The sequence below is a fragment of the Psychrobacter sp. JCM 18901 genome (assembly GCF_000586435.1).
GTDB lineage: Bacteria > Pseudomonadota > Gammaproteobacteria > Pseudomonadales > Moraxellaceae > Psychrobacter.
Genome location: NZ_BAWH01000017.1, coordinates 54,293 through 80,306, shown reverse-complemented (window position 1 = coordinate 80,306; position 26,014 = coordinate 54,293). Strand labels below are relative to the sequence as shown.

Sequence of the window (26,014 nt, the reverse complement as noted above, 5' to 3'; positions counted from 1 at the left end):
ATAATTTATTATGTTAAGTATTGGTTTTCGATTATTAAAATAAAATTATTAAGTCGGCGATATCTTAATGAGAAAATATCTGGCAAGTAGTAAGTCTAAAATCGTTACCGATCTATAGTCATCACACTATAAAAGTATTACAGCGTTAACCTTGCTTGAGGTATCAAATATACATCTGCACTCGGTTGCCTTGTACTACTCTTAAATTGCATCGACTAGATCAATTAACAGTCATCAATTAAAAAAAGCTCTAATGAAAGATGTTCTTTAGCAATAAATATTAACGGTAACGGATAACAACAAAACCTACCTTTCTAGACGACTGGTCTAATGCTACCATAGCTATTAATAAAACAAGACTATTTTGTCAGTGAATATTGTTGATAAAACGTAACACATATAACTATATCCTATTACAATACGCCATCAACGTGACGTTCAAATGAACGCTAACTGTTTTAACTGACTGTTTAATACATACGCTAATATAAGCGACTACTAAGGGAGACAATCCTGTTTATGTCTAATACAGACGCAACTACCACAGATACCAAAGCTCATTTACTTGCTACTGGCTACCAACTCATCGCCAAAAAAAGGTTTTACCGCTGTTGGTCTAAAGCAAATTTTAGATACAGCAGGTGTGCCAAAGGGTTCTTTTTATCATTACTTTGCTTCTAAAGAGGCCTTTGGTGAAGCCATCATTAATCATTACTTTAGTTTATATAAGACTCGGTTGGATGTCATCGATGCACAAGATGTCAGTGCGCAGCAAAAACTATATGATTATTTTCAAAACTGGTATGACACCCAGCAGAACGGCTGTGACCATGAGAAATGCTTGGTGGTTAAGCTCAGCGCAGAGGTAGCCGATATGTCAGAAACCATGCGTAAGGCACTCGATACTGGCTATCAGCAGACGACCATGTGGCTCGCCAAGCAGATCAAAGCTGGCTGGCTCGATGAGTCCGTACCTCGTCACGATAATATCTCAGCTGAGAGTATGGCCAAGCGCTGGTATTTTGCATGGCTTGGCGCAAGCTTGATTGCAAAGATTAGCCAAACCAATACGCCTTTAGCAGAGATTTGGCAAATGACCACGACCCAACTGGGACGCTAATCGTTAACTGTTCGAGTTTCTAGCGGCCGCACCTCTAGCATAAACAACATAAGCATTAAAGCACATTGAATATTTATAACGCTTATAGATAGTAGCGGTTAGTACTACGCTTGAGTATTCAGTGTGCTTTATTGCCTTCTCTTTTTTAAACAAATTTCTGAAAGACATCTGCATACGGCTTAGACAGTTATACGAGAGTTTTGTAAATATCACTAGACGACTGGTCTAATTGGTGTACAATGCGCACAAATATTAAGAATGAATGCCTATACGAGCATTGCTTATCATTTCATTCATTGATTGATATCAGACAATATCTCATGTCAAAACCATTTAATTGAACCGTTTTTATTAAAAACTTTTTGTTACTAATTAGGAATCTTATGAATAACTTCCAATATTACAACCCAGTCCGTATCGTTTTTGGTGAAGGTCAAATCGAGCAATTATCAGATCTAGTCCCTACTGATGCGCGTGTCCTCATTACTTATGGTGGTGGTTCAGCACAGCGTACTGGTACTTTAGACGAAGTAAAAACTGCCTTGTCAGCAAGCGGTAACCGTACTGTATTTGAATTCGGTGGCATTGAAGCCAATCCAGAGTTCACCACATTACTTAAAGCCGCTGATATGGTTAATGAGCACAACATCGACTTCTTATTAGCAGTTGGCGGTGGTTCTGTGATTGACGGCAGCAAATTTGTCGCACTCGTTTCTTCATTAACTGAAGAAGACGGCACTGTCTCACGTGACCAAGCTTGGGATGCCCTAACTGGTTATTGCAAAAACATCGATTCTGCTGTTGATTTGGGTGCGGTATTGACTATCCCAGCAACAGGTTCTGAGATGAACTCAGGCGGCGTGATCAACTATAGTGAACGTCAAGCAAAACTACCATTTGGTAACCCACTTGCCTTCCCTAAATTCTCAATTCTAGATCCAATCAAAACACTTACCTTGCCTGAGCGTCAGGTTATGAATGGTGTGGCTGATGCATTTGTTCATGTAATGGAACAATATCTGACTTACCCAGTAAACGCGAAAGTACAAGATGCCTTTGCTGAAAGCTTGCTTAAAATCCTTATCGATGAAGGTCTAGTTGTTAAGCAAGATCCAGAAAACCTAGAAACACGTAAGAACATTATGTGGACAGCGACCATGGCATTGAACGGTCTGATCGGTACTGGTGTACCACAAGATTGGACAACTCATATGGTTGGTCATGAGCTGACGTCACTACATGCTATCGATCATGCACGTACGCTAACCATCGTATTGCCATCAGTCATGCGTGAGCTAAAAGAAAGCAAAAAAAGAAAAACTGCTTCAATATGCGCGTAACGTATGGAACATTACCGATACTGACCTAGACGACGATGCGATCATCGAAACGGCTATTGTCTACACTGAAAACTTCTTCCGCGAGCTTGGCTTGCCAGTTAGCCTAGAAGACGTTGACTTGACTGAATCAGCGATTGATCCAATTATCAAGCAACTTGAAGTGCATAACATGGTTAAGCTTGGTGAACATGGTATCAACGACCTAGAAGTATCACGTCGTATCTTACAGCGTGCTGTAACTAGTAAAGCGTCTTAATAAGCGCCATAGCAAGAACTGTCAGAACATTATAAGAAAAATCGCGACAGTAACAATAAGTACATATCGTTATGCTATTTATAATAGTGGCTATTCCATGCTGAGTAGCTACTACTTTTAACACCCCTATAATAATGACAATTAATAAATATAAAGGAGTCCTACAATGAGCTTCGACAAACAACAGAATCAACAAACAAACCGTCAAATCAAATTGGCTAGCCGTCCTAATGGCGTACCTACTGCTGACAATTTTGACATGGCGACTAGCGATATTCCTACGCCAAAAGATAACGAGATGCTACTACGCACTGTATATCTATCACTAGATCCATATATGCGTGGACGTATGAGTGATGCCAAGAGCTATGCAGACCCGTTAGAAGTCGGTGACGTCATCATGGGTGGTACCGTAGCGCAAGTGTCGAGTCGAATATCGATAACTTTGCGGTAGGCGACTTAGTCGTATCAAACTCAGGCTGGCAAGACTACAGTGTTAGTGATGGCGAAGGCGTCCTCAAACTAGACAAAAACATGTCTAACCCTTCTTATGGTTAGGTGTGTTAGGTATGCCAGGGTTCACCGGTTACATGGGTCTGACTGATATCGGTAAACCACAAAAAGGCGAAACTTTAGTCGTAGCAGCAGCAACTGGACCTGTCGGTGCCACTGTCGGTCAAGTCGGTAATCAATATGGTCTGCGCACTGTCGGTGTGGCAGGCGGCAAAGAGAAATGCGACTTTGCGGTCAATGAGCTTGGCTTCGATATCTGTATCGATCACAAAGCTGACGACTTCGCTGAGCAATTAAAAGCAGCGTGTCCAGATGGTATCGACATTTACTATGAAAACGTTGGCGGTAAAGTATTTGATGCGGTAATGCCATTACTTAACGACCACGCACGTATTCCAGTATGTGGTCTGGTATCGCAGTACAACGCAACTGATTTACCGGATGGCAAAGATCGCCTAGGCATGTTGATGGGTCTTATCTTAAGCCAACGCTTAACTGTCAGAGGTTTCATTATCTTTGAAGAGTACGGCGACCACTTCCCCGAGTTCTTGGAAACCATGAGCAAATGGGTAGAGTCAGGCGAAGTGAAAACCAAAGAGCACATTACTGACGGTCTAGATAACGCCCCAGATGCATTTGTCAGTATGTTGAACGGTGATAACTTTGGTAAGACTGTAATCAAAGTATCTGACGTTAAATAGTTATTGGTTAAACATTCACTAGTTAAGTAGCTACTGACAGTTAACAATCGTTATGAATAACTACTTAACAACATAAATTGCTAATATCACTACTGAAAGTTGCTTACAAAGCAGGAATAATGCTAACAGTCATTATTTGCATTTAGGCTAATTAAGTAAAGACGGCTAATGATGTAACGTAAAACTTATGACTGTTGGCTATATAGTTACCAACACATAAATAATAAACAAGGATAATTATGAACATTTTAATGGTACTAACTTCTCATGACCGTTTAGGCGATACTGGCAAGAAAACTGGCTTTTGGCTAGAAGAGTTTGCAGCTCCTTACTATGCGTTTCTCGATGCGGGTGCCAATGTTACTCTAGCGTCTCCTGCAGGTGGTCAGCCACCACTAGATCCTAGTAGCGATACTGAAGATACACAAACCAAAGATACCAAGCGTTTTAAAGACGACAAAGAGGCGCAAGAGCACTTGGCCAATACCAAGAAACTTGCTGACATGAAAGTAGAAGATTTTGATTCAGTCTTTTATCCAGGTGGTCACGGTCCATTGTGGGACTTGGCAGTAGATAAGAACTCTATCGAATTGATCGAGAATTTCGTCAAGCAAGACAAGCCTGTTGCCTTTGTTTGTCATGCACCTGGCGCGCTTAAAAGCGTCAAAGTTGATGGCGAGTACTTAGTAAAAGGTAAAACCGTTACTGGCTTTACCAACTCAGAAGAAGAAGCGGCTGGCTTAACAGACGTGGTGCCTTTCTTAGTAGAAGATGTCTTGAAAGCCAACGGTGGTAACTATGAAAAAGCGGCCGATTGGGAATCGTTTGTCGTGGAAGATGGTTTATTGATCACTGGTCAAAACCCAGCATCTTCAGAAGAAGCGGCTACGCGTTTGATCAACAAGCTCAAAGGTTAATATCATGATTCGCTTACATCACCTTAATCAGTCACGTTCGTTGCGTACGCTTTGGCTCTTAGAAGAGCTAGGCGTGCCTTATGAAGTGGTCAGTCATCAGCGCGATGCCAAGACTCATTTGGCACCAGATTCCCTGAAGGCAGTTCACCCACTCGGTAAATCTCCGGTTATCGAGATGGATGGACAGACTTACGCTGAGTCCGGTGCGATTACAGAGTTATTGATTGAACGATTTGCGCCAGAGCGTCTGCGCCCTGCTACAGATAGTTCAGATTATGGATATTATCTGCAGTGGATTGACTTTGCAGAAAGCTCGCTGATGTTGCCATTAATGCTTGAGCTATTTACCAAAAAAGCAGGCATTGATGACAATGAGTTTTTGAGTGGCTATATCGATACAGAAAAAACCAGATTGTTTGAATATCTGGATGCTTCGGTTAAAGGTAAGTCGTTCATTGTGGGTGATAAGCTAAGTGGTGCTGACTTTATGTTGTCATTTGACTTAATCATTCTCGCTAAGCGTCGAAAACTCGACGCTTACTCGAATATCAGGCATTATGCTGAAGCGCTTGCCAGTCTCGATAGCTATCAGCGTGCGATGCAGCTAGAAGCGAAATACGATGAATCAATTTAGTATTTGATATTCATTGATACCTTGGTATTAGCCAAAATATTATGTATTAACTGATCAATTTTTCGATACACAAAAACAGCTCTGTATAGAGCTGTTTTTATGCGTATAGCATTTCTTACTTGTTGCATCGTCTGTTTTAATGTTCGTCACATTGCATGAAATACTGCTATATCTTTATTCAATAGCGCCAATGAGTTACGCGCTAATGACAAAAGCGCTGTAGAAGTTATGATAAAATATGTCCTGCATTTCTTAGGTTATCTTTCAAGTTTGACCAGCATTTATATCATTAACTCCACTGCGTTTTAAGCTATGAACATTCATCGTACTGACCTTATTTTGCGTCTGGAATCTGTTCTATGCCATTCTATTTCCTCATACAGATTATGGTACGTCCATGAGTAACGAATATCAGTTTAAGCCCCACGAACAACCGATAATGGTGGGCTCTCCTGCCAATCCTGATCATCCTGCACGTCGCAAATTATTTTACTTACTGATTGGAATTTTCGTTGGTCTCACTGCTAGTTTCCAAAACGGTCTGCTCGTCGCAAATCTTACTCAAATTCAAGGTCAACTGGCTTAACGCCAGCTGAAGGTGGGTGGATATCTGTTAGCTATAATATGACCAATGCCTGTATCACCGTTCTGCTGTACAAGATCCGACAGCAGTTTGGCATGTCACTCTTTAGCAAAATCACTCTGTTCTTTTTATTGGCCGCCACGAGTCTACAGTGGCTAATCAGTAGTCATTTATTAGATACGCCTAATATTGGAATTGAGCCTTATTACCTAGAGATTGTCGCCAGAGGACTTAGCGGTATGGTCGCAAGTGGCATGACCATCTTAGGGTTATTCTACTGTCTGCAAGGTATGCCAACCGTCAAGCGGACCAGTGGCTTAATATTGGGTTTTGGCTTGGTGCAGTTTGGTATTCCACTATCACGAATCATCTCGCCCTATCTCGCCATCGACGGTCAGCTTGAAAATTTATTTTTATTTCAATTTGGCTTGGCACTGATTTGTTTTGGGCTGATTAATATATTGGAGCTACCGCCAGGTAATACCGAAAAAGTATTTGAGAAACTCGACTTTTTAAGCTTTGCCTTTTTTGCGAGTGGTTTGGCTGCATTGGCTGTAATTTTGGTGCAAGGTAGGATTTTATGGTGGACGACGCTTGGCTCGTCTATCCACTGATGATTGCCATTGTTGGGATTGGCATCGCTTTATGGATTGAAACGCATCGCAAAAACCCGATGCTACAAGTCCGCTGGATGCGTAGCCGCAATATTATTGCCTTTATGATTACCGGCGCAGTCATGCGAATTTTGCTGTCTGAGCAAAATGTCGGTGCTGCAGGCTACTTGCCAATTTGGGCTATGGCAATGATCAGCTGGTTACTTTTTATGCTGTCATAATGGCTGCCAGTGTGCTGGCTTTGGTGATTAGTATTTTTAGTACCAATCCAATGGACTTGCGCCGTCCCGTTATTTTTGCAGTGGCATTGATTGCTTTAGGTTCTTGGATGGACGTTGGGGTGTCTATCAATTCCGCTCCCTATATGTTTTATATTAGCCAGTTTTTGATTGCATTTGCCGCGGTGTATTTTATGGGACCTTTAGTTTTCGAAGGATTTCTGCGTGCTATTGCTAGTGGTCCTGCTTATATTATTAGTTTTTCGGTTATCTTTGGTATTTCCCAAACGGTTGGCGGATTGGCAGGTGCAGCGGCTATTCAGGCATTTACGACCATTCGTACACAAGTACATTATGCAGATATGGTCAGCTCACTGAACTTGGGTGATCCTACGTTTAGCGCTCAAATTGCTGGTACTCGTAGTGTATTGTCAAACCAAACAACGGACGCAGCGCAAGCGAATGTGGCCGCGATGAGCCAAGTGTTGCAAGGGATTCAGCGCCAAGCAACTGTCTCCGCTTATAGCGATCTGTTCTTTTTAATGGCCAGTTTTGCTACTTTCGTTACAGCCATTTTATTGATCAACTATTTTTATAACCGTTACCACAAGCGCAATCCACTTGCTAAAGAGCTTGCCGTTATTGCAAAAATGCGTGAGTCAAAATAACTCAGCTTATTATATTGATAATGTCTCACCCCATTAGTTTATAGCCAGTCTATTTTGATATTTATTAAAAATTTAGGAGCACGTCATGAGCCAAGAAAAACCAAATGAGCTTAATCAAATACCTCAGACGTCCACTGGCGCTCCAGCAACAGACACACCTATAGCGTCCGATATAAGTAAAGAAAAATCTGCTGCAACTTCTTCGCAATCAGCAACTAAGACAGCAAAAGGTGATGTAGAAAACAGTTCAGACAGCAATGAACCACCAATGCCGCCAAAAGAGCCAATACCCGATACTACTGGTTGGTCGCCTAAGAAAAAAATCCTATCTGAATTTAGTCTTATTAATTTTATTGATTGTCATTGGCGTGGCATTGATTTTGTATGCATGGAAGCTCCCACCGTTCACCCCAACGGTACAGCAAACCAATAATGCCTTTGTCAAAGGTCAGACAACTATTATTAGCCCGCAAGTTTCTGGCTATGTCACCAAGGTAGCAGTGCAAGACTTCGCCAACGTAAAAGCGGGCGACTTACTCATAAAGATAGATGATCGAACCTTTCAGCAGCAGCTCGAACAAGCCCAAGCAAATACCGAAGTAGCTCTTACTAACCGCTCTACTAATGACCAAGATACGCAAACCAGCCAAGCGCAAATCGAAGCACGTAGAGCTGATTTATATAGTGCCAAAATCAATGTAGAAAGCGCGCGTGAAGATGTCAACCGTTATCAAGGTTTAGATGCTATTGGTGCAGTATCGAAAGCAGAAGTTGCTCACATCAAGGCGCAATTGGCTCAAGCACAAGCAGGTGTACAGCAAGCAGAAGCTAATTTGCAAGCCGCCCAAGAAAACCGTGAAAAGACTAGCGGCAGTCGCTCATCGCTAGACGCAGATATCAAGAATGCTGAAGCAGGCATCAAGCAAGCGCAAATCAATCTAGACAATACTATCATCACTGCGCCTGAATCTGGCCAGCTAAGCCAAGTCAGTGTCAAAGAAGGCCAATACGTTAGCGCTGGTACGCAGCTTATGTATATTGTGCCAAAAGGTATTTGGATTATTGCAAATTTTAAGGAAACTCAAATAGCCAATATGGCAATCGGCGAGCCTGCGACCATTCACGTCGATGCGCTTGGCGGTGCCAAATTTACGGGTCACGTGAGTAATATCTCGCCAGCGACTGGTAGCGAGTTTAGTGCTGCTGCAGCCAACCCTGCCACAGGTAACTACATAAAAATTGCTCAGCGTATTCCTGTACGCATCGACCTAGACCAGAACCAGCCTGAACTTGCACGTTTACGTCCTGGTATGTCAGTCTCAGTAGATGTCGATACCAATATTAAATGAAAGGTTCAATAAAAAGTTAAATAAAAAATAATGCCCAATAAGGTAAATAGCTAACGTAAAAAAGCCACTCTAGAAACCAGAAAAACTGGATTTAGAGTGGCTTTCTTAGTTTTGTATAATCTATAGCTTCAAACTACAGCAACTATGGTAATAAACGCTTGGTTGTCCAGCTTGTATTGCCTTCACTGTCGTCGCTGCTACTCTGCGTATACACAATTCGGTCATGCATCCGATTGGCGCGACCTTGCCAAAACTCAATACTTTCAATCGTAATCTCATACCCACCCCAAAACTCTGGCGTTGGTACAGTAGTATTGTCAGGATGTGTAGCCTGCAGCTGTTCAAACGTTTGCTCCATGACTTCACGATTGGCCACTTCACCACTTTGCGGTTGACTGACCCAAGCGCCTACTTGACTATCATGGGGACGCTTTTGAAAGTAAGCAGCCGATTTATCAGCAGCTATTTTAGCGATACTACCGCTGACACGGACTTGACGCTCCAGCTCATGCCAAAAGAATAACGCTTCAGCATTAGGATTTTCTGCGATATCTTGCCCCTTTGCGCTTTCATAATTGGTATAGAAAACAATACCTGTCTCAGTAATTTCGCGTAATAACACAATACGAACGCTAGGCTTATTATCTGCGCCACATGTTGCCAAACTCATTGCATAAGGCTCTTGCACCTTTTGCGCTAGCGCCTCATTCATCCAAGCTTTAAAAAGCTCGAATGGTGACGTTGGTACTGACTGTTGGTCAAGCTCGCCTTTCTCGTATGAGAGACGTTGGTCGGTAAAGTCCATGCTCATGGCAGTTCCCTATTTAAAAACTATAATATTGTTGTCTTGAATACCACTTATTGCCTTAAATACTATTAGCCTAGTACCGACTTTATAAGATCAGCTAAGTCATTAGCCATTACATCGCATTCTATTTCATCATCTGACTCAACCATCACACGAATCATAGGCTCTGTGCCTGACTGACGTATCAACAGACGACCACGACCCTCTAGCGTTGCCTGTGCTTTATCAAAAGCAGCAACCAACTTCTCATGTTTGAATGGGTCTTGCATTTGAGATAAGCGTACATTGACTAACTTTTGCGGCAACACTTCAAAACCTTCAACAAGTTCACTTAACGCACGCTCTCTGGCTTGCATCACTGCCAGTACTTGCAAACCAGCAATGATAGCGTCCCCTGTGCGACTTTTATCTAAGCAGAGAATATGACCAGATGGCTCACCGCCCAATATCCAACCATTAGCTTCTAAGTCCTGCATCACATAGCGATCACCCACCTTTGCACGGGTAAAGTGGATGTCTGCATCTTTTAGCGCCAGCTCTAACCCCATATTGCTCATGAGTGTGCCGACAACACCTTCAGCTTTGGTTTTACCTTGGGTAGCAAGCACATATAAAATACCGTCGCCGTCGACTAGCTTACCCGTCTCATCAACCATTACGATACGGTCACCATCACCATCTAGCGCAATACCAACATCTGCGTCATGCTCAAGCACAGCCTTCTGTAAGCTCTCAGGATGGGTAGAACCACATTCAGCATTGATATTGATGCCGTCTGGCGTATTATTGATGGCAATCACGTTGGCCCCCAACTCGCGCATCACTCTAGGTGCTACGCTATAGCCTGCGCCATTGGCACAATCCACTACTACCGTCAGATGACTGAGGTCATATTGATAAGGGAAGCTGCCTTTGCAAAACTCAATATAGCGACCTTTAGCATCATCAATTCGATTGTTCTTACCTAAATTTGCAGGATCAAGAATAGGCATCATAGCAACGTCACTACTAACGTCGTTCATAATTGCCGTCAATTTATCATTGATTGCAGTTTGCATCTCATCAGTAAGTTTTTTTGCCGTCACCTGAGAAAAACTTGATGCCATTATCATAATAAGGGTTATGCGAGGCTGAGATAACCACGCCAGCATCTGCATTAAAGCTACGGGTCAGATGCGCAATCGCTGGAGTTGGTAGTGGTCCAAGCATATAAACATCAACACCAGCCGCATTAAAACCTGCTTGTAATGCTCCCTCTATCACATAGCCTGACAGACGCGTATCTTTACCAATCACTACACTTGGCTTACGCGTAGGATTTTCATTTTTTTCTATGAGAACAAGCCCAGTGACATAGCCTAGTTTTAAAATAAAATCCGGTGTAATTGGCAATTCACCAAATTTTCCGCGAATTCCATCAGTGCCAAAATAGCTCATTATGTGTTCCTCAAGTCAAAAAAATAAAAGGCCAAACGTATACGCAGGCAATACTATTGTTGTAATAATCTGTTTCTGTATTTTACAAAAAAAACAGCCAACAATAACAGAGCATTGTTGGCTGTTTGTATCTTAAGCTCGCTGCAGCCTTACGTCTCAGCTAACATTAATACGATTTAAATCTACAAAAGAGAAGTATTTCACGGAACGCTCTAGTTCACTCGATAGTTCGGTGCTTCTTTAGTGATTTGCACGTCATGCACATGCGATTCTTTCATACCCGCTGAGGTTACTTTGATAAACTGCGGATTGGTACGCATATCTTCAATCGTGGCAGAACCAGTATAACCCATTGATGAACGTAAGCCACCAACCAACTGGTTAACGATACCCGCAACTGGTCCTTTATAAGGAACACGGCCTTCGATACCTTCTGGCACTAACTTCTCTACGCCATCTTTTGCATCTTGGAAGTAGCGATCTGAAGAACCATTTGATCCTGACATCGCACCCAAACTACCCATGCCGCGATAAGCTTTATAGTAGCGACCTTGGAACAGCTCAACTTCACCTGGTGCTTCTTCGGTACCAGCCATGAGTGAACCAACCATGATGCATGATGCACCAGCAGCGATTGCTTTTGCCATGTCACCTGAGTAGCGGATACCACCGTCAGCAATCAATGGAATGCTGTCTTTTAAAGCACTAGCAACATTATCAATGGCTGAGATTTGTGGTACACCGATACCTGCGATAATACGAGTGGTACAGATAGAACCAGGGCCGATACCTACTTTTACTGCATCAGCACCTGCGTCACGTAAAGCGATTGCAGCTTCACCTGTTGCGATGTTGCCACCGATTACTTGCACATGCGGGTAGTTTTTCTTAATCCAAGATACTTTATCGATCACGCCTTTTGAGTGACCGTGCGCAGTATCAACGACGATAACGTCGACATCAGCGGCGATTAATGCTTCAACGCGTGCTTGCGTATCTGCACCTGTACCAACAGCTGCGCCAACACGCAGGCGACCTTGCTCGTCTTTACACGCATTTGGATTGTTTTCAGCTTTGGCAAAATCATTAACAGTAATCAAACCACGCAGGCGGAAATTATCGTCAATAACGATGACTTTTTCGATGCGGTGCTCATGCAACAATCTTTTGATATTCTCGTTGCTTTCACCTTCATGCACAGTTACTAGCTGCTCTTTAGGCGTCATGATCTGGCTAACTGGCAATGACAAATTGGTCTCAAAACGCCAATCTCTATGGGTAACGATACCCACAACGTTATCTGTGCCTTTTTCGACCACAGGCACACCTGAGATATTGTTATCTTGAGTCAAACGCAGCAATTCACCGATCGTCATCTCTGGATGCACAGTGATAGGATCAACGACGGTACCCGCTTCAAATTTTTTTGACACGGCGTACTTGTGTGGCCTGCTTTTCGATATCCATGCTTTTATGCAAAATACCCATGCCACCAAGCTGTGCCATAGTGATAGCCATTTCAGACTCAGTCACCGTATCCATTGCCGCAGAGATTAACGGAAGATTAAGTGTGATATTTTTGGTCAAACGAGTAGACAGATCAGCAGTTTTTGGCAGAACTTCAGAATAGGCTGGTAATAATAAAACGTCATCAAAGGTTAAGGCTTCATCGACAATTCGCAACATACAGACCCCTAGTGGTGGTTATTTTGATGGGTAGGAGCTCAGGGTTAAGCGTATCAATCATTGCAGCTGCAAGCACAGTGCCGATTCATCGCCAACCACTCAGTTATCCTATAAAAATAACGCCACATTATAACAAATAAGCGCCTCGCTGACACACTATATTTGTCAGATTATTTTACACAAGTGCGTCTTTATCGATGACAATCATGCTTCAAACCATTAATAACTCGCTTTTAAAGCTAATCAGGATCGCAAAGCTCATCGCTATTCCCAACCTCTAGTCGCTTCTTGTTAACGTAAAGCGCTCTGTGGGTAGATATTTGTTTTGCTGTGCATGCAAGTAACCAAGCATTTGCTCCCGTATCTCACAGGCTAGCGTCCATGCTTCTATAGGCCCTACTGATGAAACAGCGCCGCGCAATTGAATGGTATTTTCGGTTACATCAACCACATACATTTCAGGTTCTGTTTTATTATCCCAAAGCTTATTGTCCTTGACCATCGATATAAACGTCTCTCGGATAGCGTCAATATCTGCACCATAGTCGATATACAAAAACACAGGACAGGTCTGATGAACCTCTGTATGCGACCAGTTTTCCACTCGTTCAGTGATTAGCTCACGCATCGGCACGATCAAGCGACGCTCATCCCATGTTTTTAGCACGGCATACGTGTAACGCAGGTCTTCAACCGTACTAAAATTACCGTCCATTATCACACTATCGCCGATTCGCACTGGCTGCGTCACTGCTACCTGTACACCAGCGATGATATTCCCCAATATCGGCTGTGCCGCAATACCGATAACCACACCTGCAATACCCGCTGAAGTCAATAAAGTTTTGCCAAGGCCTTCCATATTTGCAAATTCACTAAGACCTATCCAGAAGCTTCCCAAAATCATCGCGAAAATAAACACACGGCGAAATATTGATACATAAGTACGGCGGCGACGTTCTTTATCGAAATGCTCTGCAGCCAAATTTTCAATCTGCATGTCTTGATAGCGATTGGCAAAAAAAGTTAATGATACGAATGCCTAACCACATGGTACTAAATACCAGTCCAATCCAAATCAATGGACGAATGGATGAGGCGACTGCATCTAAATAAGGAAAACCACCAGAAACCAAGGTAAAAACCAGTGAAAAACTGATGGTAAAGGTTAATGGTACTGTTAGCTTGCTAACCAAATCTGCGACGCCATTGGTACTGCCAACATACACGCTGTATTTTTCTTCATCGATATAATGATTGATGATTTTTGCAGTACCTTTACTCAGTAGCCAACCCATCCCCATGGTTAATAAAAAGAACAATATCAGCGCTGAGAATTCCCATAGCGCAATTCCAAAAAAACTTTAGCTTTAACCAAGTGGGCAAATAACGCTCAAACTCGGCTGGATGATACTGCTCATAGAGATTATCAATATTACCTACTGTCTGCGCCGAAAACACCCAAACAGGGGCTTTATCCCCTACTCGTACTCGCTGCAAATAGATAGGAACACGGCGCTCGCGATAATCAATATAGCCAAGCTGAATAGAACGTCTGGCAATACCCATGACACTGCTATTATTACCAAGCGGTGGTTCAATTAAGCCATCGGGGCGATCTGGCATATCGTCGAATACATAGAGCTCTTTTTCAGATAATAAGAAATCCAATCGTTTTGTGAGATCAAGCGCACGGCTACGTTGACTTTTTTCATCAATCAAATTCATGTTTAGTGCGTAAGCGGCCAAATCATACTGCTGCTTCATTAACGCTGATTGAAAAAAACTCTAAGGCTGCAAGCGGTGTTTCTAAATTAGGTGGCTCAGATAACGGCGGCAACCCTGCATTTAACTTATCAAGTATATAGTAGCTCTCACTATATTCTCCGGTCAGTGCCGTATCACCTTGTAGCCTGCCTGCCTGCTCCACTGCGTTACGCTCAGTAGGATCAAAGATCTCTTCAGTAATACCAGAAATACTGACACTTTCATCTTTAAGCGCATTGACTTGCTGAGCGGCATATTCAGTAAAACTATCAGGCTTACTAGGTGTTTGTTTTTCCGGCTCGCTCGTACTTTGCCCGCTCTCACTATTTGCTGCATAAACAGGTGTATAGATCACACTTATAGCGACAATAAAAAAAGCCCAACAATACTTGCAGCACATGGCTTTTAAGACGGCTTTTCTCTACATCTACTTGATGATTATCATCTGAGCGCAAAACGGCACAATGATGTCCATAGGATTGTCTTTAAGAGTATTCATGTTTTCAAAGCCATCAGTCTACAAAAGGAAAGTATAAAAAATATATCGCTGCTGCTTTAACCTAATTCAGTAAGCAAAAAAAGCCAGCCTAAAGCTGACTTAATTTATTACGAGATTTGTAGCTATTTACCTTATAAGCGGCAAGAGTTGTTTTAAGCGCGGCGCCATGTCGTGCCAGCACGGCTATCTTCGAGCTCAATACCCGCCTCTTTTAGTTGCTCACGTATCTCGTCAGCACGAGCAAAGTTTTTGTTGGCTTTAGACTCTGCACGTTCGATAATTAAATTATCAATAACCGCATCCGTTAGACCATCTTCTGCCTGATCACCGACCACTGCTTGCAAAAACTGCTGCACTGGCTGCTGTAAAATATTTAATACCTGAGCCAATGCTTTTAGTTGCTGTGCCAACTGCCATGCAGTATCGACGTCTTCTGCTTTGATTGCTTTATTGATATCGCGAGCCAATCCAAATAAGACGCTAATGGCCGTCGAGCTATTGAAGTCGTCATTCATCGCCTTGATGAAGTCTTGTCCAACCGCGCTATTGTAAGCTTCAGCCACTAAGTCTTCGTTGATTATGATTGACTGTCCTTTTTGCTGCTCAACCAATTTTAATGCATTGTATAGTCTGCTTAGGCTATTATGTGCTTCATCCAATGCGCTATCAGAGAAGTTAACTTGGCTACGATAATGGCTCGATAATAAGAAGAAACGCACCGTCTCAGGTAAGTACTTTGCCATGACATCGCGAATGGTAAAAAAAGTTGCCTAATGATTTAGACATTTTTTCGCCATCGACATTGATAAAACCAACATGCATCCAGTTACGTGCATACTCGCAACCAGTCGCTGCCTCAGACTGCGCGATTTCGTTTTCATGATGCGGGAACTGTAAATCATGACCACCGCCATGAATATCAAAAGTACTACCCAAGCACTTAGTCGACATTGCTGAACATTCAATATGCCAGCCTGGACGCCCTTGACCCCATGGTGATGCCCACTGCGGCTCGTCAGGTTTTGCAGATTTCCATAGTACAAAGTCAAATGGATTACGTTTATCATTTTCAACTTCGACTCGCGAACCTGCCTGCATATCGTCCAGATTACGCTTAGATAATTTACCATAACCATCAAAGCTATCAACAGCATAGTAGACGTCACCGTTGTCGCCTGCATACGCATAGTTGCCAGTGACTAGCGTCTCAATCATATCCTGCATATCATCGATATGATCAGTCGCACGTGGCTCAGCATTTGGCATCTCACAACCAAGCGCTGTCGCGTCTTCATGCATTGCCTCAATAAAGCGCTGCGTCAATGTACCAATCTCTTCACCGTTTTCAGCGGCACGAGCAATGATTTTATCATCGATATCAGTGATATTACGTACGTAGTTCACGTCGTAACCCAAACGTGCCAACCAACGAACGGCCATATCAAAACCGACCATCACTCGCGCATGACCAATATGACAATAGTCATAAACAGTCATGCCGCACACATACATACCAACCTGCCCTGCTTTGAGTGGTACAAACTGACGTTTGCTGCCAGTCAATGAATCGTAAATGGCAAGTTGGGACATCGCATCTGCAAGTGGTGTGGTCATAGTAAAAAAAGCCTTGTAACGTAAATAAAATAGAGAAATGGGAAATCTCAGCCGCCGTGTATGAATAAGCCATACCAACGACTGTAACTATAAATCAAGAAAATAAAAAAATTCAGACCAAAAAAAACGTCGTGATATAAAACGTAACCCATTATCTTAGCGAAAACAGGCGTAAAATACTACAATGAGCGTGCAACTAACGCTATTCAATCATAAAAACCGTTAAGGATGTAAAGATGGGCAATCGCTTAAGCAAAATATACACACGTACTGGAGATGATGGCAGCACTGGTATGGCTGATGGCAGCCGCCTTAGTAAAGCGGACGATCTATTTAGCGTCATGGGTGACATCGACGAGCTCAACTCGCATATTGGCTTGGTACGTGCGCAATTAAAGCATAATAAAGGGCAATCTATAGAGAAAGAGTTCTCTGAAGCTTGGTCATCATTCAGCACTTGTTATTCAATATAGGCGGCGAGCTTGCCATGCCAGAGTATGAAGGGGTTAATGCCACTCATATTGAATGGTTAGAGCAGCAAATAGATATGATGAATGCCACATTGCCACCGCTAAAAGACTTTATTTTGCCGACAGGTTCTATATTGGTCAGTCAGTTACACGTGGCCCGTAGTGTATGTCGCCGCGCTGAACGTCAAGCTGTGATATTGCAACAGCAGCGTTCACAAGCGATTCGAAGTACTGCTGTCAGCTTTATCAATCGCTTATCCGATTGGCTGTTTGTTGCTGCACGCTTTTGTACAGATCCAGAAAAAGTCTCTGAGGTATTGTGGGACAGTCAAGCATTGAAAACGTTCACTGACAGTCAATAATACAAACTAAGTATTTAACAATAAATATTTAAACGCAAAAACCCCGCGACATGATTGTTGCGGGGTTTTTTTGTTATTCAGCAATAGCAATTCGCTCTACTGGATATCGCTACCTCTTATTACAATGACAAATTAATAAGTCGCGCTGTTGTCTTCAATGATGACCATATCGATGGTTTCATCTTTAGGCACGGCTTTTGGTGTGGCGGGCTTACTAGGCTCAGCAGCTGCTGCTTGGGTGTTTGCAGTCGAACTGTTCTGACTTTCAGCAGGCTTATTGATGGTTGGCGGCGGCGTAGGTTCAGTTGGACGAATTGGCTCAACTGGCGTTACGGTTCTTGGCTGACGGATTGGCGCTGTTTGAGTAGTAGTATCGTTGTTCTGCGTTGCACGGCGCTCAGCAGCACGTTGGGCACGTTGCTCATCCATTGCAGTTTTAAAGACAGAACCTGCCATCACATCGGCAACGACAGTAATCAAAGCAGGCTGACCTGCAATACGCGTACGCACTTGACCGCCTTGAGTACCGACGATGTAAGTAAACGCGTCATCAACGAGCATATTGTTATTGATACGGATATTGTCTTGCGCTAAACGCGATTGTAGACTTGGCTGATTATTGGCCGCTTGTACCTGACTGGCTTGATACAAGTCTTCACTTGGTAGCGTCATGCTGACACTTGCTTGGCAAGTGGTCATACCGTTTTCATTGGCTTGTTGCAAGATGGCAGCGTTTTGAACGTCAATGACAACACCATTGGTTTTTTTCGCTAACCACACCGTTTGCTAAACTGATTTCAGCATCATTTGCATAATTGGCAGCCAATGACTGTGCTTGTTGATTGAGCGTATTTTTCAGAGCTGACTTAAGGCGATCTTGCACCATAGGATCATCACAGCTGATCGCAGGCGCAACGCTATTTTCAGCGTCGACAGTCTCTTGTTCTGTTAGCTCTGCCTGCTCAGTAGTGTCTTCTTTATCTGAGCGATCACAGCCTGCAAGCGCTAAACCACATACCAATCCAATCCCAGCAACTTTATGCCACTTGCTCAAACTTATATTTGCTACGCTCATACTAACTCTACTCCCAATTTACAGGTTCGTACCGCCACTGACTGACAGTGTTCAACATTCAAATCGCAACGCTAGCTGCTACAGATATGAAAACCACATCATTATACGGTGTTTAAATCAAATGGTCATTAGTGTAGCCCATGGATATACAAATAGTGCCCCTCATTGTGGAAAAAACCTGCGTTTGGTTGCAAAAACATAACAAACATTCGCAGATTTGGACTCTAAAAAGTCATATTTAAAAAAAGTACGGATTGCATCACAGTTTTTGTTAGACGTCATTGATATGACGCTATATGATTGGGCATAAAAATCATCGATAATTGGTGCATATGATAAATTTTAGAGATACGTTGTTATTAGGTCATCGAGGCGCACGCGGTGAGGCGTTAGAAAATACCTTTTCAGGCTTTCAATACTCTCAAAATCTTAAGTCAAGAGGCTTAGCAGGCGTAGAATTTGATATACAACTAAACGCTGACGGTCACTTAATCGTATTCCATGACGATGATTTAGAGCGTATGTGCGGTCGGCAATCACGTATTGATCAGTTAAAACTGACTGAGATTCAGTGCCAATTGCAGTTTGGCCAACCCATTATGACGCTCGCAAGCATAGCACCTGCGCTTAGTGGGTTTAACGTTATTGAGCTTGAAATTAAAACACATAGCCGTACCAACTATGCGGTGTTGATTGCAGCGCTTCGGCAGGCATTTATTAATACACCTCTTGCCAGCTTACCAGTTGTATTGACGAGCTTCGATGTAGAGTTACACAACCGTTTGCAACGTCACAAACTATTATCTCATATGCCTCGCGGCTTGCTCATTCGTACGCCAGAAGCGTTGGCAAGCGCGACCAATACCGCATTGCAACTTGGCTGTATTCAACTGGGCATTCATTATCCGCTTTTGACCCAAGCCGTCATCAAGCATAGCCACCGTTATGGATTGCCAGTAAGTGCTTGGACGGTCAATGATATTCCCACCATTGAACAGCTCATAAAATGGGAAACCGATGTCATCATTACGGATTTTCCAAGTCATTTGCTGTTGCCTTAACCGAGTTATCCGTACTTTTTTTGATATTTAATCATTTTTTCGATAAACGCATTCTTTCCTACATATCTACCCTTCTTGTTACACTTCTCCTTCATGTCTGATAAGTCACTCGTATTTTTGATCAATACATTCTATAATCCATACAAGTTATTGTTATTTAGCAATATTTTTATAGTGTATAAGTGTTCACTTTACACGCTTTTTAAGGTACTATGGTGGCTTAAATTAATACCGTTAGGGATATTATATGATTGCAAAAAAAGCACTTGGCTTACCGCTTAAAGGCTTACGTTTCGCTATCAAATCTGGTGATACGCTTGTAAAGACCGCCAGCACTCAAGTAACGCGTTTTAAAACTCGTTTCGATGAGAAAAAAAGCGCAAATGGCGCTTGATGAGCAGCCTGTTGCAAAACGCAATTATGCGAAAGCTTCTGAGCAAGCGGATCTTTCTGCGCAAGAGCAAAGCATTGATATGCGTGAGTTTGAATTTACCAAAGCACCAATTAACTGGATTCCAGCGGCTATTTTAGTAGCGACGCCAATTGCTGCTGCTGTGATTACGCCATGGTATCTATGGACTCATGAAGTTAGCGCTCCTGTTTGGGGTGTATTCGGTGCCTTTATGGTATGGACAGGTATCAGTATCACGGCGGGTTACCATCGTCTGCTATCGCACCGTGCTTACAAAGCGCACCCTATTGTCAAAAACTTTTTATTGTTAGGTTCAACCTTAGCCGTACAAGGCTCAGCGTTTGATTGGGTTTCTGGACATCGTACTCACCATCGTCATGTAGATGATCGTTTGGACGATCCATATTCAGCACAGCGTGGTTTTTGGTTCAGCCATATTGGTTGGATGCTACGTAACTACCTAGCGGTAAATTTGATTATAAAAACATTCCTGATTTGACTAAAGATAGAGTCTTACAGATTCAGCATAAATATTATGGTTTGTGGGTAGTTGCCATGAATGTTGGTATGGTTGCTGCTATTGGTTGGCTCATTGGTGATGTTTGGGGTACTTTACTGATCGCTGGTTTGCTGCGCTTGGTATTAACTCATCACTTCACCTTCTTCATCAATTCGCTATGTCATATGTTTGGTACACGTCCTTATACGGATACTAATAGTGCTCGTGATAACTTTTTCTTAGCTATCTTTACGTGGGGCGAGGGTTATCATAACTATCATCATTTCTTCCAGTATGATTATCGTAATGGCGTGAAATGGTGGCAATATGACCCAACCAAATGGTTAATCGCTGGTTTATCAAAAATCGGTTTAACGACGGATTTGCGTACTGTTGATGATACGACTATTAAGCATGCCGAAGTGCAAATGCAGTTCAAAGCAGCACAACAGCAGATCGATACAGCCACAAGCACTGGGCTTGATCTTCCTCATGCGATGAAGAGCTTCCAAGACCGCATTAAGTTTGAATACGATGCATTTAAACAAACTGTCGAAGAATGGCAATCACTGAAAGCTCAAACTATTGAAATGAAAAAAATAGAATGTGCTGATCGCTTACGTGAAGTTGATGATAAGCTAAAGCATGATTATGCGAAAATTGAACAGAAAATCCTTGAGCATAACAGCAATCTAAAAACTGCTTTCCGCTCTATTGGCGCGAACGAAAAAGCGGCTTAATTAACCTCTGATTTATTTTATAATTTTGAAGCTTCTCCATCCCCCTATCCGTCCTAGATAGGGGGATTTTTTTGCTTATACTTTATCGATTATGTCATTACAGCTACTTCTAATGACCTTATTATCATAATAAATGGTCAAATACATTGGCTGAACCATTGCTTTCTCTAATCCAAAAACAATAACCATCTCATCCATCATATTCAGTTAATTAAAGACCGAAAAATTTATTTTTTTGTCCAGATATTACAAGAGACGGACAGAGTGCAACGATGCCATATGAGAGCTATGCTATAGTGACATTCTCACTTTTATATTTTAATGGAAATGGCCTGTATGCGTTATCAAAACACTTACGTCAACCTAGACACGCGCCTTTATCATGAGCAGCCACCGACGCCACTAGACAATCCTCGTGTCGGTCACTTCAACACTCAAGTTGCTCAGCAGTTAGGCTGGACAAACGACGAGGACCTGATGATTAATTGGGTTGAGATATTGGGCGGTCAATACGTGCCAGCTGATTTCAAACCATTATCGATGGCCTATGCCGGTCACCAGTTTGGACAATGGGCTGGGCAATTGGGCGACGGACGCGGTTTGCTCATGGCGCAAGTACTCGATAATCATGGGCAGCCACAAGACTTGCATCTAAAAGGCGCTGGCTTGACACCCTATTCACGCATGGGTGATGGACGAGCAGTCTTACGTAGTACTATTCGCGAATACCTGTGCGGTCATGCATTGACCCAGCTTGGCATTCCCTCATCTAACGCTTTGGGGTTTGTGGTATCTGATACGAGAGTGCGCCGTGAGCGTATCGAAGCAGGTGCAGCACTAATGCGTGTGGCAGACAGTCATATTCGTTTAGGTCATGTCGAATGGATTGCCAGCTTTGCCCCTGATGTACTGAGAGAGTTCACTGACCATATGATTGACACCTACTATCCAGAGTGCCGCGATAGCGAAACGCCTGTCTTGGCGTTTTTGACCGCAGTGGTCGAGCGTACGGCGCGTATGATTGCTGATTGGCAATTGATTGGCTTTGCTCATGGTGTGATGAACACAGATAACTTATCTATCACAGGCAGTACTTTGGACTTCGGGCCGTTTGGCTTTATGGAGCGCTTTAATCCTGCATGGATCAATAATCACTCAGACCATACGGGTCGCTACGCTTATCAGAATCAGCCTGCTATCGGGCACTGGAACCTAAACGTTTGGCTGCCACACTTTATGCGCCTAGAAGGCGTTACTCGTGAGACTCTATCTGACTGCCTAGCGCCTTACGAAGCAACCTTTATGCAGCACTATCAGCAAGGTCTGTGCCGTAAGCTTGGCCTACCGCATCAAAGAGAGAGTCTCAGCTTGGCCTTTGAATGGTTGACGCTATTAGAAGACAACTTGCTCGACTACACCAATAGCTTCCGCGCACTACTCGGTTTGGTCGCACCAGCAGATCATCCTTATGAGCAAAAGCTACTGGATACCATGACCACTGAATTAAGCGGTGATGCGCAGCAAGTATGGCAAGACTGGTCAGCACGTTATCTGGCACAGATCGAGCAGCTGCTACTTGAGCAGGCAGTTAACGACATGACAACCAACAATCCTGTTTATGTTCTTCGTAATAGCATGGCGCAGCGTGCAATTACTGCCGCAGAGCAAGGTCAGTTTGAAGAAGTTGATCGAGTGTTTCGTTTATTAGCCAACCCTTATAGTGTGCAAGATATCGCTAATGATTTAGATAGCAGTGCGCCTGCGCCTGATACACCGCAGATGCCTATTAGTTGTTCGTCTTAGTAGTTGCTCATCTTAGTAGTGGCTCGTCTTAGCACCTTTCAATTCTGTAATATTGTGAAATATTATGAAATTAAGGTTGATATCTAGACGCATTTTTTTGGCATTATCAACGAGATAAATAACGAATATCATTTTATTATATTATTCGCACAATTCACCGTTGTTGACTAGGCAGTGAATTGGCAATAATGCTAGAATGAATATTTTAGCTAGTTTGCTTTTTTTGACCTGATTTTTGATCGTCGACCATGATTCTGATGGTCGCGAGTCGTTTAACGTCTGTATACCTTTCAGTTATTATCATTCAATGATTTTTGGAGGGTTAGACGTTGTTTTTTTTATCACCATTTAATTTATTCCAATTTATTCCAACCATGGCAATTATTATGAATGACGATACCACTTCGAATACGGATAACCTCAATACAGAAAAAGAGCAGTTTGAACAAGCTGCCTTACATTACCATGAGTTTCCACGCCCAGGTAAAATTTCGGTAACCCCTACTAAGCAGCTAGCTAACCAACGTGATTTAGCACTCGCCTACTCTCCAGGCGTTGCTGTACCTTGTCTTGAGATCCAAAGAGATCCAAAACTTGCGTCTAAATACACGGCACGTAACAACTTAGTTGGTGTTATCACTAACGGTACTGCTGTATTGGGTCTGGGTAATATCGGTCCATTGGCATCGAAGCCAGTCATGGAAGGTAAAGGCGTTCTATTTAAGAAGTTCGCAGGTATCGACGTTTTTGATATTGAAATTGCTCAAAATGATCCAGACAAATTCATCGAAGCGGTTGCCTCGCTTGAGCCTACCTTTGGTGGTATCAACCTAGAAGACATCAAAGCACCAGAATGTTTCAAAATTGAGCGCGTACTACGTGAGCGCATGAACATTCCTGTGTTCCATGATGATCAACATGGTACGTCAATCATCGTTGCCGCAGCCATGCTAAATGCTTTGTTGATTACTGGCAAAAAGATTGAAGAGATTAAAATTGTTTGTTCAGGCGCAGGCGCAGCAGCCATTTCTTGCCTAGATATCATTTGCGCACTTGGTGTTAATAAGAACAACATCATTGTTTCAGATTCACGCGGTATCATCACCACTAGCCGTGAAAACCTTGACGAAACCAAACAACGCTATGCTCGTGATGTTACGGCTACTTCTATCGAAGAAGTCATGGACGATGTCGATATGTTCTTAGGCTTATCTATGCCTGGTACATTGTCTGAAGACATGGTTCGCCGTATGGCCAAAGACCCTATCGTCTTTGCACTTGCCAACCCAACACCTGAAATCATGCCAGAATTGGCACATGCCGTACGTCCAGACGTCATCATGGCAACTGGTCGTTCAGACTATCCAAACCAAGTAAACAACGCGCTATGTTTCCCATACATCTTCCGCGGTGCATTAGATGTTGGTGCGACCACCGTTAACGAAGAGATGAAAGTCGCCTGCGTAAAAGCAATCGCTGCGATGGCACACGTCGAAGCCACTCCAACTACCAGCGCTAGAAACATCGAAAAGATGCAGAGCTTTGGTCGTGACTACTTAATCCCAGGCCCTCTAGAGCCAAATCTAATCATTGAAATCGCATCTGCTGTTGCCAAAGCAGCGATGGATTCAGGCGTTGCCACGCTACCTATCGATAACATGCAAGCCTATCGTCAGCGTCTGTCTGAGTTTGTTTATAACTCCGCGTTTGTCATGAAGCCAATCTTTGCTCGTGCTAAAGCCGATCCAAAACGTATTGTGTACTGTGAAGGTGAAGACAACAACATCTTGCTTGCTGTACAAGTCGTCGTTGATGAGAAGCTAGCACAACCTATCTTGGTTGGTCGCCCTTCAGTTATCGAAGCCAATATCAAAAAGCTAGGCCTACGTCTAAAAGCTGGCGAGAACATTACCATCGTCAACGTTGATGACGATCCTCGCTACAAAGACTACTGGCAGGGCTACTACGAGAAAAACAAACGCCGCGGTGTAAGCATCGAACTTGCTCGTCGTGATGTTCGCCGTAAGACGACTTTGATTGGTTCTTTACTGGTCGAAAATGGTGCGGCAGATGGCATGGTATGTGGTACCTTTGGCCATTACCAATTGCATTTAAAATACGTTGAAAGCGTCATTGGCAAAAAAACAAGGTATGAACGACTTCTATGCGATGAATGCGGTACTCATGCAAGATCGTAATATCTTTATCGCTGATACTTATGTCCATGAAGACCCAACAGCTGAGCAATTGGCTGAAATGACTGTCTTGGCAACAGATCAATTACGTCGCTTTGGTATCACGCCACGCGTTGCGCTAGTGTCTCATTCTAACTTTGGTGCTTCAGATCGTGCCAGCGCTGTCAAAATGCGTAAGGTTCATGAGCTATTGACCAATATGAATGTCGACTTTGAGTTTGAAGGCGAAATGCAAGGTGATGCCGCGCTTAACGAAAATATTCGTCTAAACGATATGCCATCAAGTCCGTTAAAAGGTGCAGCGAACTTGCTTATCTTGCCAACACTTGATGCCTCAAACATCGCTTTCAACCTGCTTAAAACAGCGACTGGCAGTGCTTCTATTGGCCCTATTTTATTGGGTACTAATAAGCCGGTACACATTTTGACGCCATCAGCGACAGCACGTGGTATCGTCAACATGACTGCACTGACCGTTACTGAAGCGCAAGACCTAGAAAACGAAAAATAATCATATATCATACCCATTATGAATGCATTATAGTCAGTTCAATATAATTTGGATACAAGGAAGCTGAGTGAAAGTACTACAAATAGTAGACTTAGCGAGGCTGACACCATACTCAATTTATAGAGGATTGACTATATTAAGAAGGCTCTGTCATCCATTGAC

General features: G+C 43.0%; 19 protein-coding genes and 8 pseudogenes. 17 read left to right on the top strand and 10 right to left on the bottom strand.

Features of this window, described 5'->3' with window-relative positions; translation table 11 throughout:
- Positions 1-565: 565 nt before the first annotated feature.
- From TT11_RS12395 to TT11_RS12345, 11 genes and pseudogenes are all read left to right on the top strand, one after another.
- Positions 566-1,120 (top strand): TetR/AcrR family transcriptional regulator, encoded by a 555-nt coding sequence (locus TT11_RS12395; protein WP_261870674.1) that lies wholly within the window; start codon positions 566-568, stop codon positions 1,118-1,120.
- Between the two features lie 383 nt (positions 1,121-1,503).
- Positions 1,504-2,716 (top strand): annotated as a pseudogene (locus TT11_RS12390) (iron-containing alcohol dehydrogenase).
- 166 nt (positions 2,717-2,882) lie between these two features.
- Positions 2,883-3,930, top strand: a pseudogene (locus TT11_RS12385) (NADP-dependent oxidoreductase).
- Between the two features lie 239 nt (positions 3,931-4,169).
- Positions 4,170-4,847, top strand: a complete 678-nt coding sequence (locus TT11_RS12380; RefSeq protein WP_238052204.1) for a type 1 glutamine amidotransferase domain-containing protein — start codon at positions 4,170-4,172, stop codon at positions 4,845-4,847.
- A gap of 4 nt (positions 4,848-4,851) precedes the next feature.
- Complete coding sequence (locus tag TT11_RS12375) at positions 4,852-5,481, top strand: glutathione S-transferase family protein (RefSeq protein ID WP_261870673.1); 630 nt, start codon at positions 4,852-4,854, stop codon at positions 5,479-5,481.
- Positions 5,482-5,878: 397 nt separating this feature from the next.
- A complete protein-coding gene (locus TT11_RS12370; protein WP_261870672.1) occupies positions 5,879-6,067 on the top strand; it encodes a hypothetical protein in 189 nt (62 codons plus the stop codon).
- Positions 6,068-6,159: 92 nt separating this feature from the next.
- On the top strand, positions 6,160-6,678 hold the full coding sequence (locus TT11_RS12365) for a hypothetical protein (RefSeq protein ID WP_261870671.1): 519 nt from the start codon (positions 6,160-6,162) through the stop codon (positions 6,676-6,678).
- Positions 6,645-6,899 (top strand): hypothetical protein, encoded by a 255-nt coding sequence (locus tag TT11_RS12360; protein ID WP_261870670.1) that lies wholly within the window; start codon positions 6,645-6,647, stop codon positions 6,897-6,899. Before TT11_RS12365 ends, TT11_RS12360 begins: the two co-directional genes overlap by 34 nt.
- A complete protein-coding gene (locus TT11_RS12355) occupies positions 6,899-7,564 on the top strand; it encodes a hypothetical protein (protein WP_261870669.1) in 666 nt (221 codons plus the stop codon). Before TT11_RS12360 ends, TT11_RS12355 begins: the two co-directional genes overlap by 1 nt.
- Before the next feature lie 85 nt (positions 7,565-7,649).
- A complete protein-coding gene (locus TT11_RS12350) occupies positions 7,650-7,997 on the top strand; it encodes a hypothetical protein (RefSeq protein WP_261870668.1) in 348 nt (115 codons plus the stop codon).
- A complete protein-coding gene (locus TT11_RS12345) occupies positions 7,933-8,913 on the top strand; it encodes an HlyD family secretion protein (protein ID WP_261870667.1) in 981 nt (326 codons plus the stop codon). Before TT11_RS12350 ends, TT11_RS12345 begins: the two co-directional genes overlap by 65 nt.
- Before the next feature lie 142 nt (positions 8,914-9,055).
- Here TT11_RS12345 and pdxH read toward each other — a convergent pair whose 3' ends face one another.
- From pdxH to cysS, 8 genes and pseudogenes are all read right to left on the bottom strand, one after another.
- Positions 9,056-9,718: a pyridoxamine 5'-phosphate oxidase gene (gene pdxH / locus TT11_RS12340; RefSeq protein ID WP_261870679.1), complete on the bottom strand. Its 663-nt coding sequence runs from the start codon at positions 9,716-9,718 to the stop codon at positions 9,056-9,058.
- A gap of 71 nt (positions 9,719-9,789) precedes the next feature.
- Positions 9,790-11,158 (bottom strand): annotated as a pseudogene (glmM, locus tag TT11_RS12335) (phosphoglucosamine mutase).
- Between the two features lie 212 nt (positions 11,159-11,370).
- A pseudogene (guaB, locus tag TT11_RS12330) lies at positions 11,371-12,844 on the bottom strand (IMP dehydrogenase).
- 277 nt (positions 12,845-13,121) lie between these two features.
- Positions 13,122-13,844, bottom strand: a complete 723-nt coding sequence (locus TT11_RS12325; protein ID WP_261870666.1) for a mechanosensitive ion channel family protein — start codon at positions 13,842-13,844, stop codon at positions 13,122-13,124.
- On the bottom strand, positions 13,834-14,142 hold the full coding sequence (locus TT11_RS12320; protein WP_261870665.1) for a hypothetical protein: 309 nt from the start codon (positions 14,140-14,142) through the stop codon (positions 13,834-13,836). Before TT11_RS12320 ends, TT11_RS12325 begins: the two co-directional genes overlap by 11 nt.
- Positions 14,123-14,611 (bottom strand): hypothetical protein, encoded by a 489-nt coding sequence (locus TT11_RS12315; RefSeq protein ID WP_261870664.1) that lies wholly within the window; start codon positions 14,609-14,611, stop codon positions 14,123-14,125. The genes TT11_RS12320 and TT11_RS12315 overlap by 20 nt, the downstream gene beginning before the upstream one ends.
- The gene (locus TT11_RS12310; protein WP_261870663.1) at positions 14,595-14,966 is read right to left on the bottom strand and encodes a hypothetical protein; all 372 of its coding nucleotides are present in this window, start codon (positions 14,964-14,966) and stop codon (positions 14,595-14,597) included. The genes TT11_RS12315 and TT11_RS12310 overlap by 17 nt, the downstream gene beginning before the upstream one ends.
- Before the next feature lie 296 nt (positions 14,967-15,262).
- Positions 15,263-16,724: pseudogene (cysS, locus tag TT11_RS12305) on the bottom strand (cysteine--tRNA ligase).
- Positions 16,725-16,960: 236 nt separating this feature from the next.
- Between cysS and TT11_RS12300 the strand changes: the two are divergent.
- Positions 16,961-17,556, top strand: a pseudogene (locus TT11_RS12300) (cob(I)yrinic acid a,c-diamide adenosyltransferase).
- A 132-nt stretch (positions 17,557-17,688) separates the two neighbouring features.
- Here the strand turns inward: TT11_RS12300 and TT11_RS12295 are convergent.
- Positions 17,689-18,336, bottom strand: a complete 648-nt coding sequence (locus tag TT11_RS12295) for a hypothetical protein (RefSeq protein WP_261870662.1) — start codon at positions 18,334-18,336, stop codon at positions 17,689-17,691.
- A complete protein-coding gene (locus TT11_RS12290; protein ID WP_261870661.1) occupies positions 18,299-18,610 on the bottom strand; it encodes a hypothetical protein in 312 nt (103 codons plus the stop codon). Before TT11_RS12290 ends, TT11_RS12295 begins: the two co-directional genes overlap by 38 nt.
- Positions 18,611-18,963: 353 nt before the next feature.
- Between TT11_RS12290 and TT11_RS12285 the strand changes: the two genes are divergently transcribed.
- The 5 genes and pseudogenes from TT11_RS12285 (at position 18,964) to TT11_RS12265 (ending at position 25,852) form a co-directional block, all read left to right on the top strand.
- Complete coding sequence (locus tag TT11_RS12285; RefSeq protein ID WP_261870660.1) at positions 18,964-19,692, top strand: glycerophosphodiester phosphodiesterase; 729 nt, start codon at positions 18,964-18,966, stop codon at positions 19,690-19,692.
- 247 nt (positions 19,693-19,939) lie between these two features.
- Complete coding sequence (locus TT11_RS12280) at positions 19,940-20,086, top strand: hypothetical protein (protein ID WP_261863455.1); 147 nt, start codon at positions 19,940-19,942, stop codon at positions 20,084-20,086.
- 79 nt (positions 20,087-20,165) lie between these two features.
- Positions 20,166-21,343 (top strand): annotated as a pseudogene (locus tag TT11_RS12275) (acyl-CoA desaturase).
- A gap of 336 nt (positions 21,344-21,679) precedes the next feature.
- Positions 21,680-23,146 (top strand): YdiU family protein, encoded by a 1,467-nt coding sequence (locus tag TT11_RS12270; protein ID WP_261870659.1) that lies wholly within the window; start codon positions 21,680-21,682, stop codon positions 23,144-23,146.
- 374 nt (positions 23,147-23,520) lie between these two features.
- A pseudogene (locus TT11_RS12265) lies at positions 23,521-25,852 on the top strand (NADP-dependent malic enzyme).
- Positions 25,853-26,014: the final 162 nt, after the last annotated feature.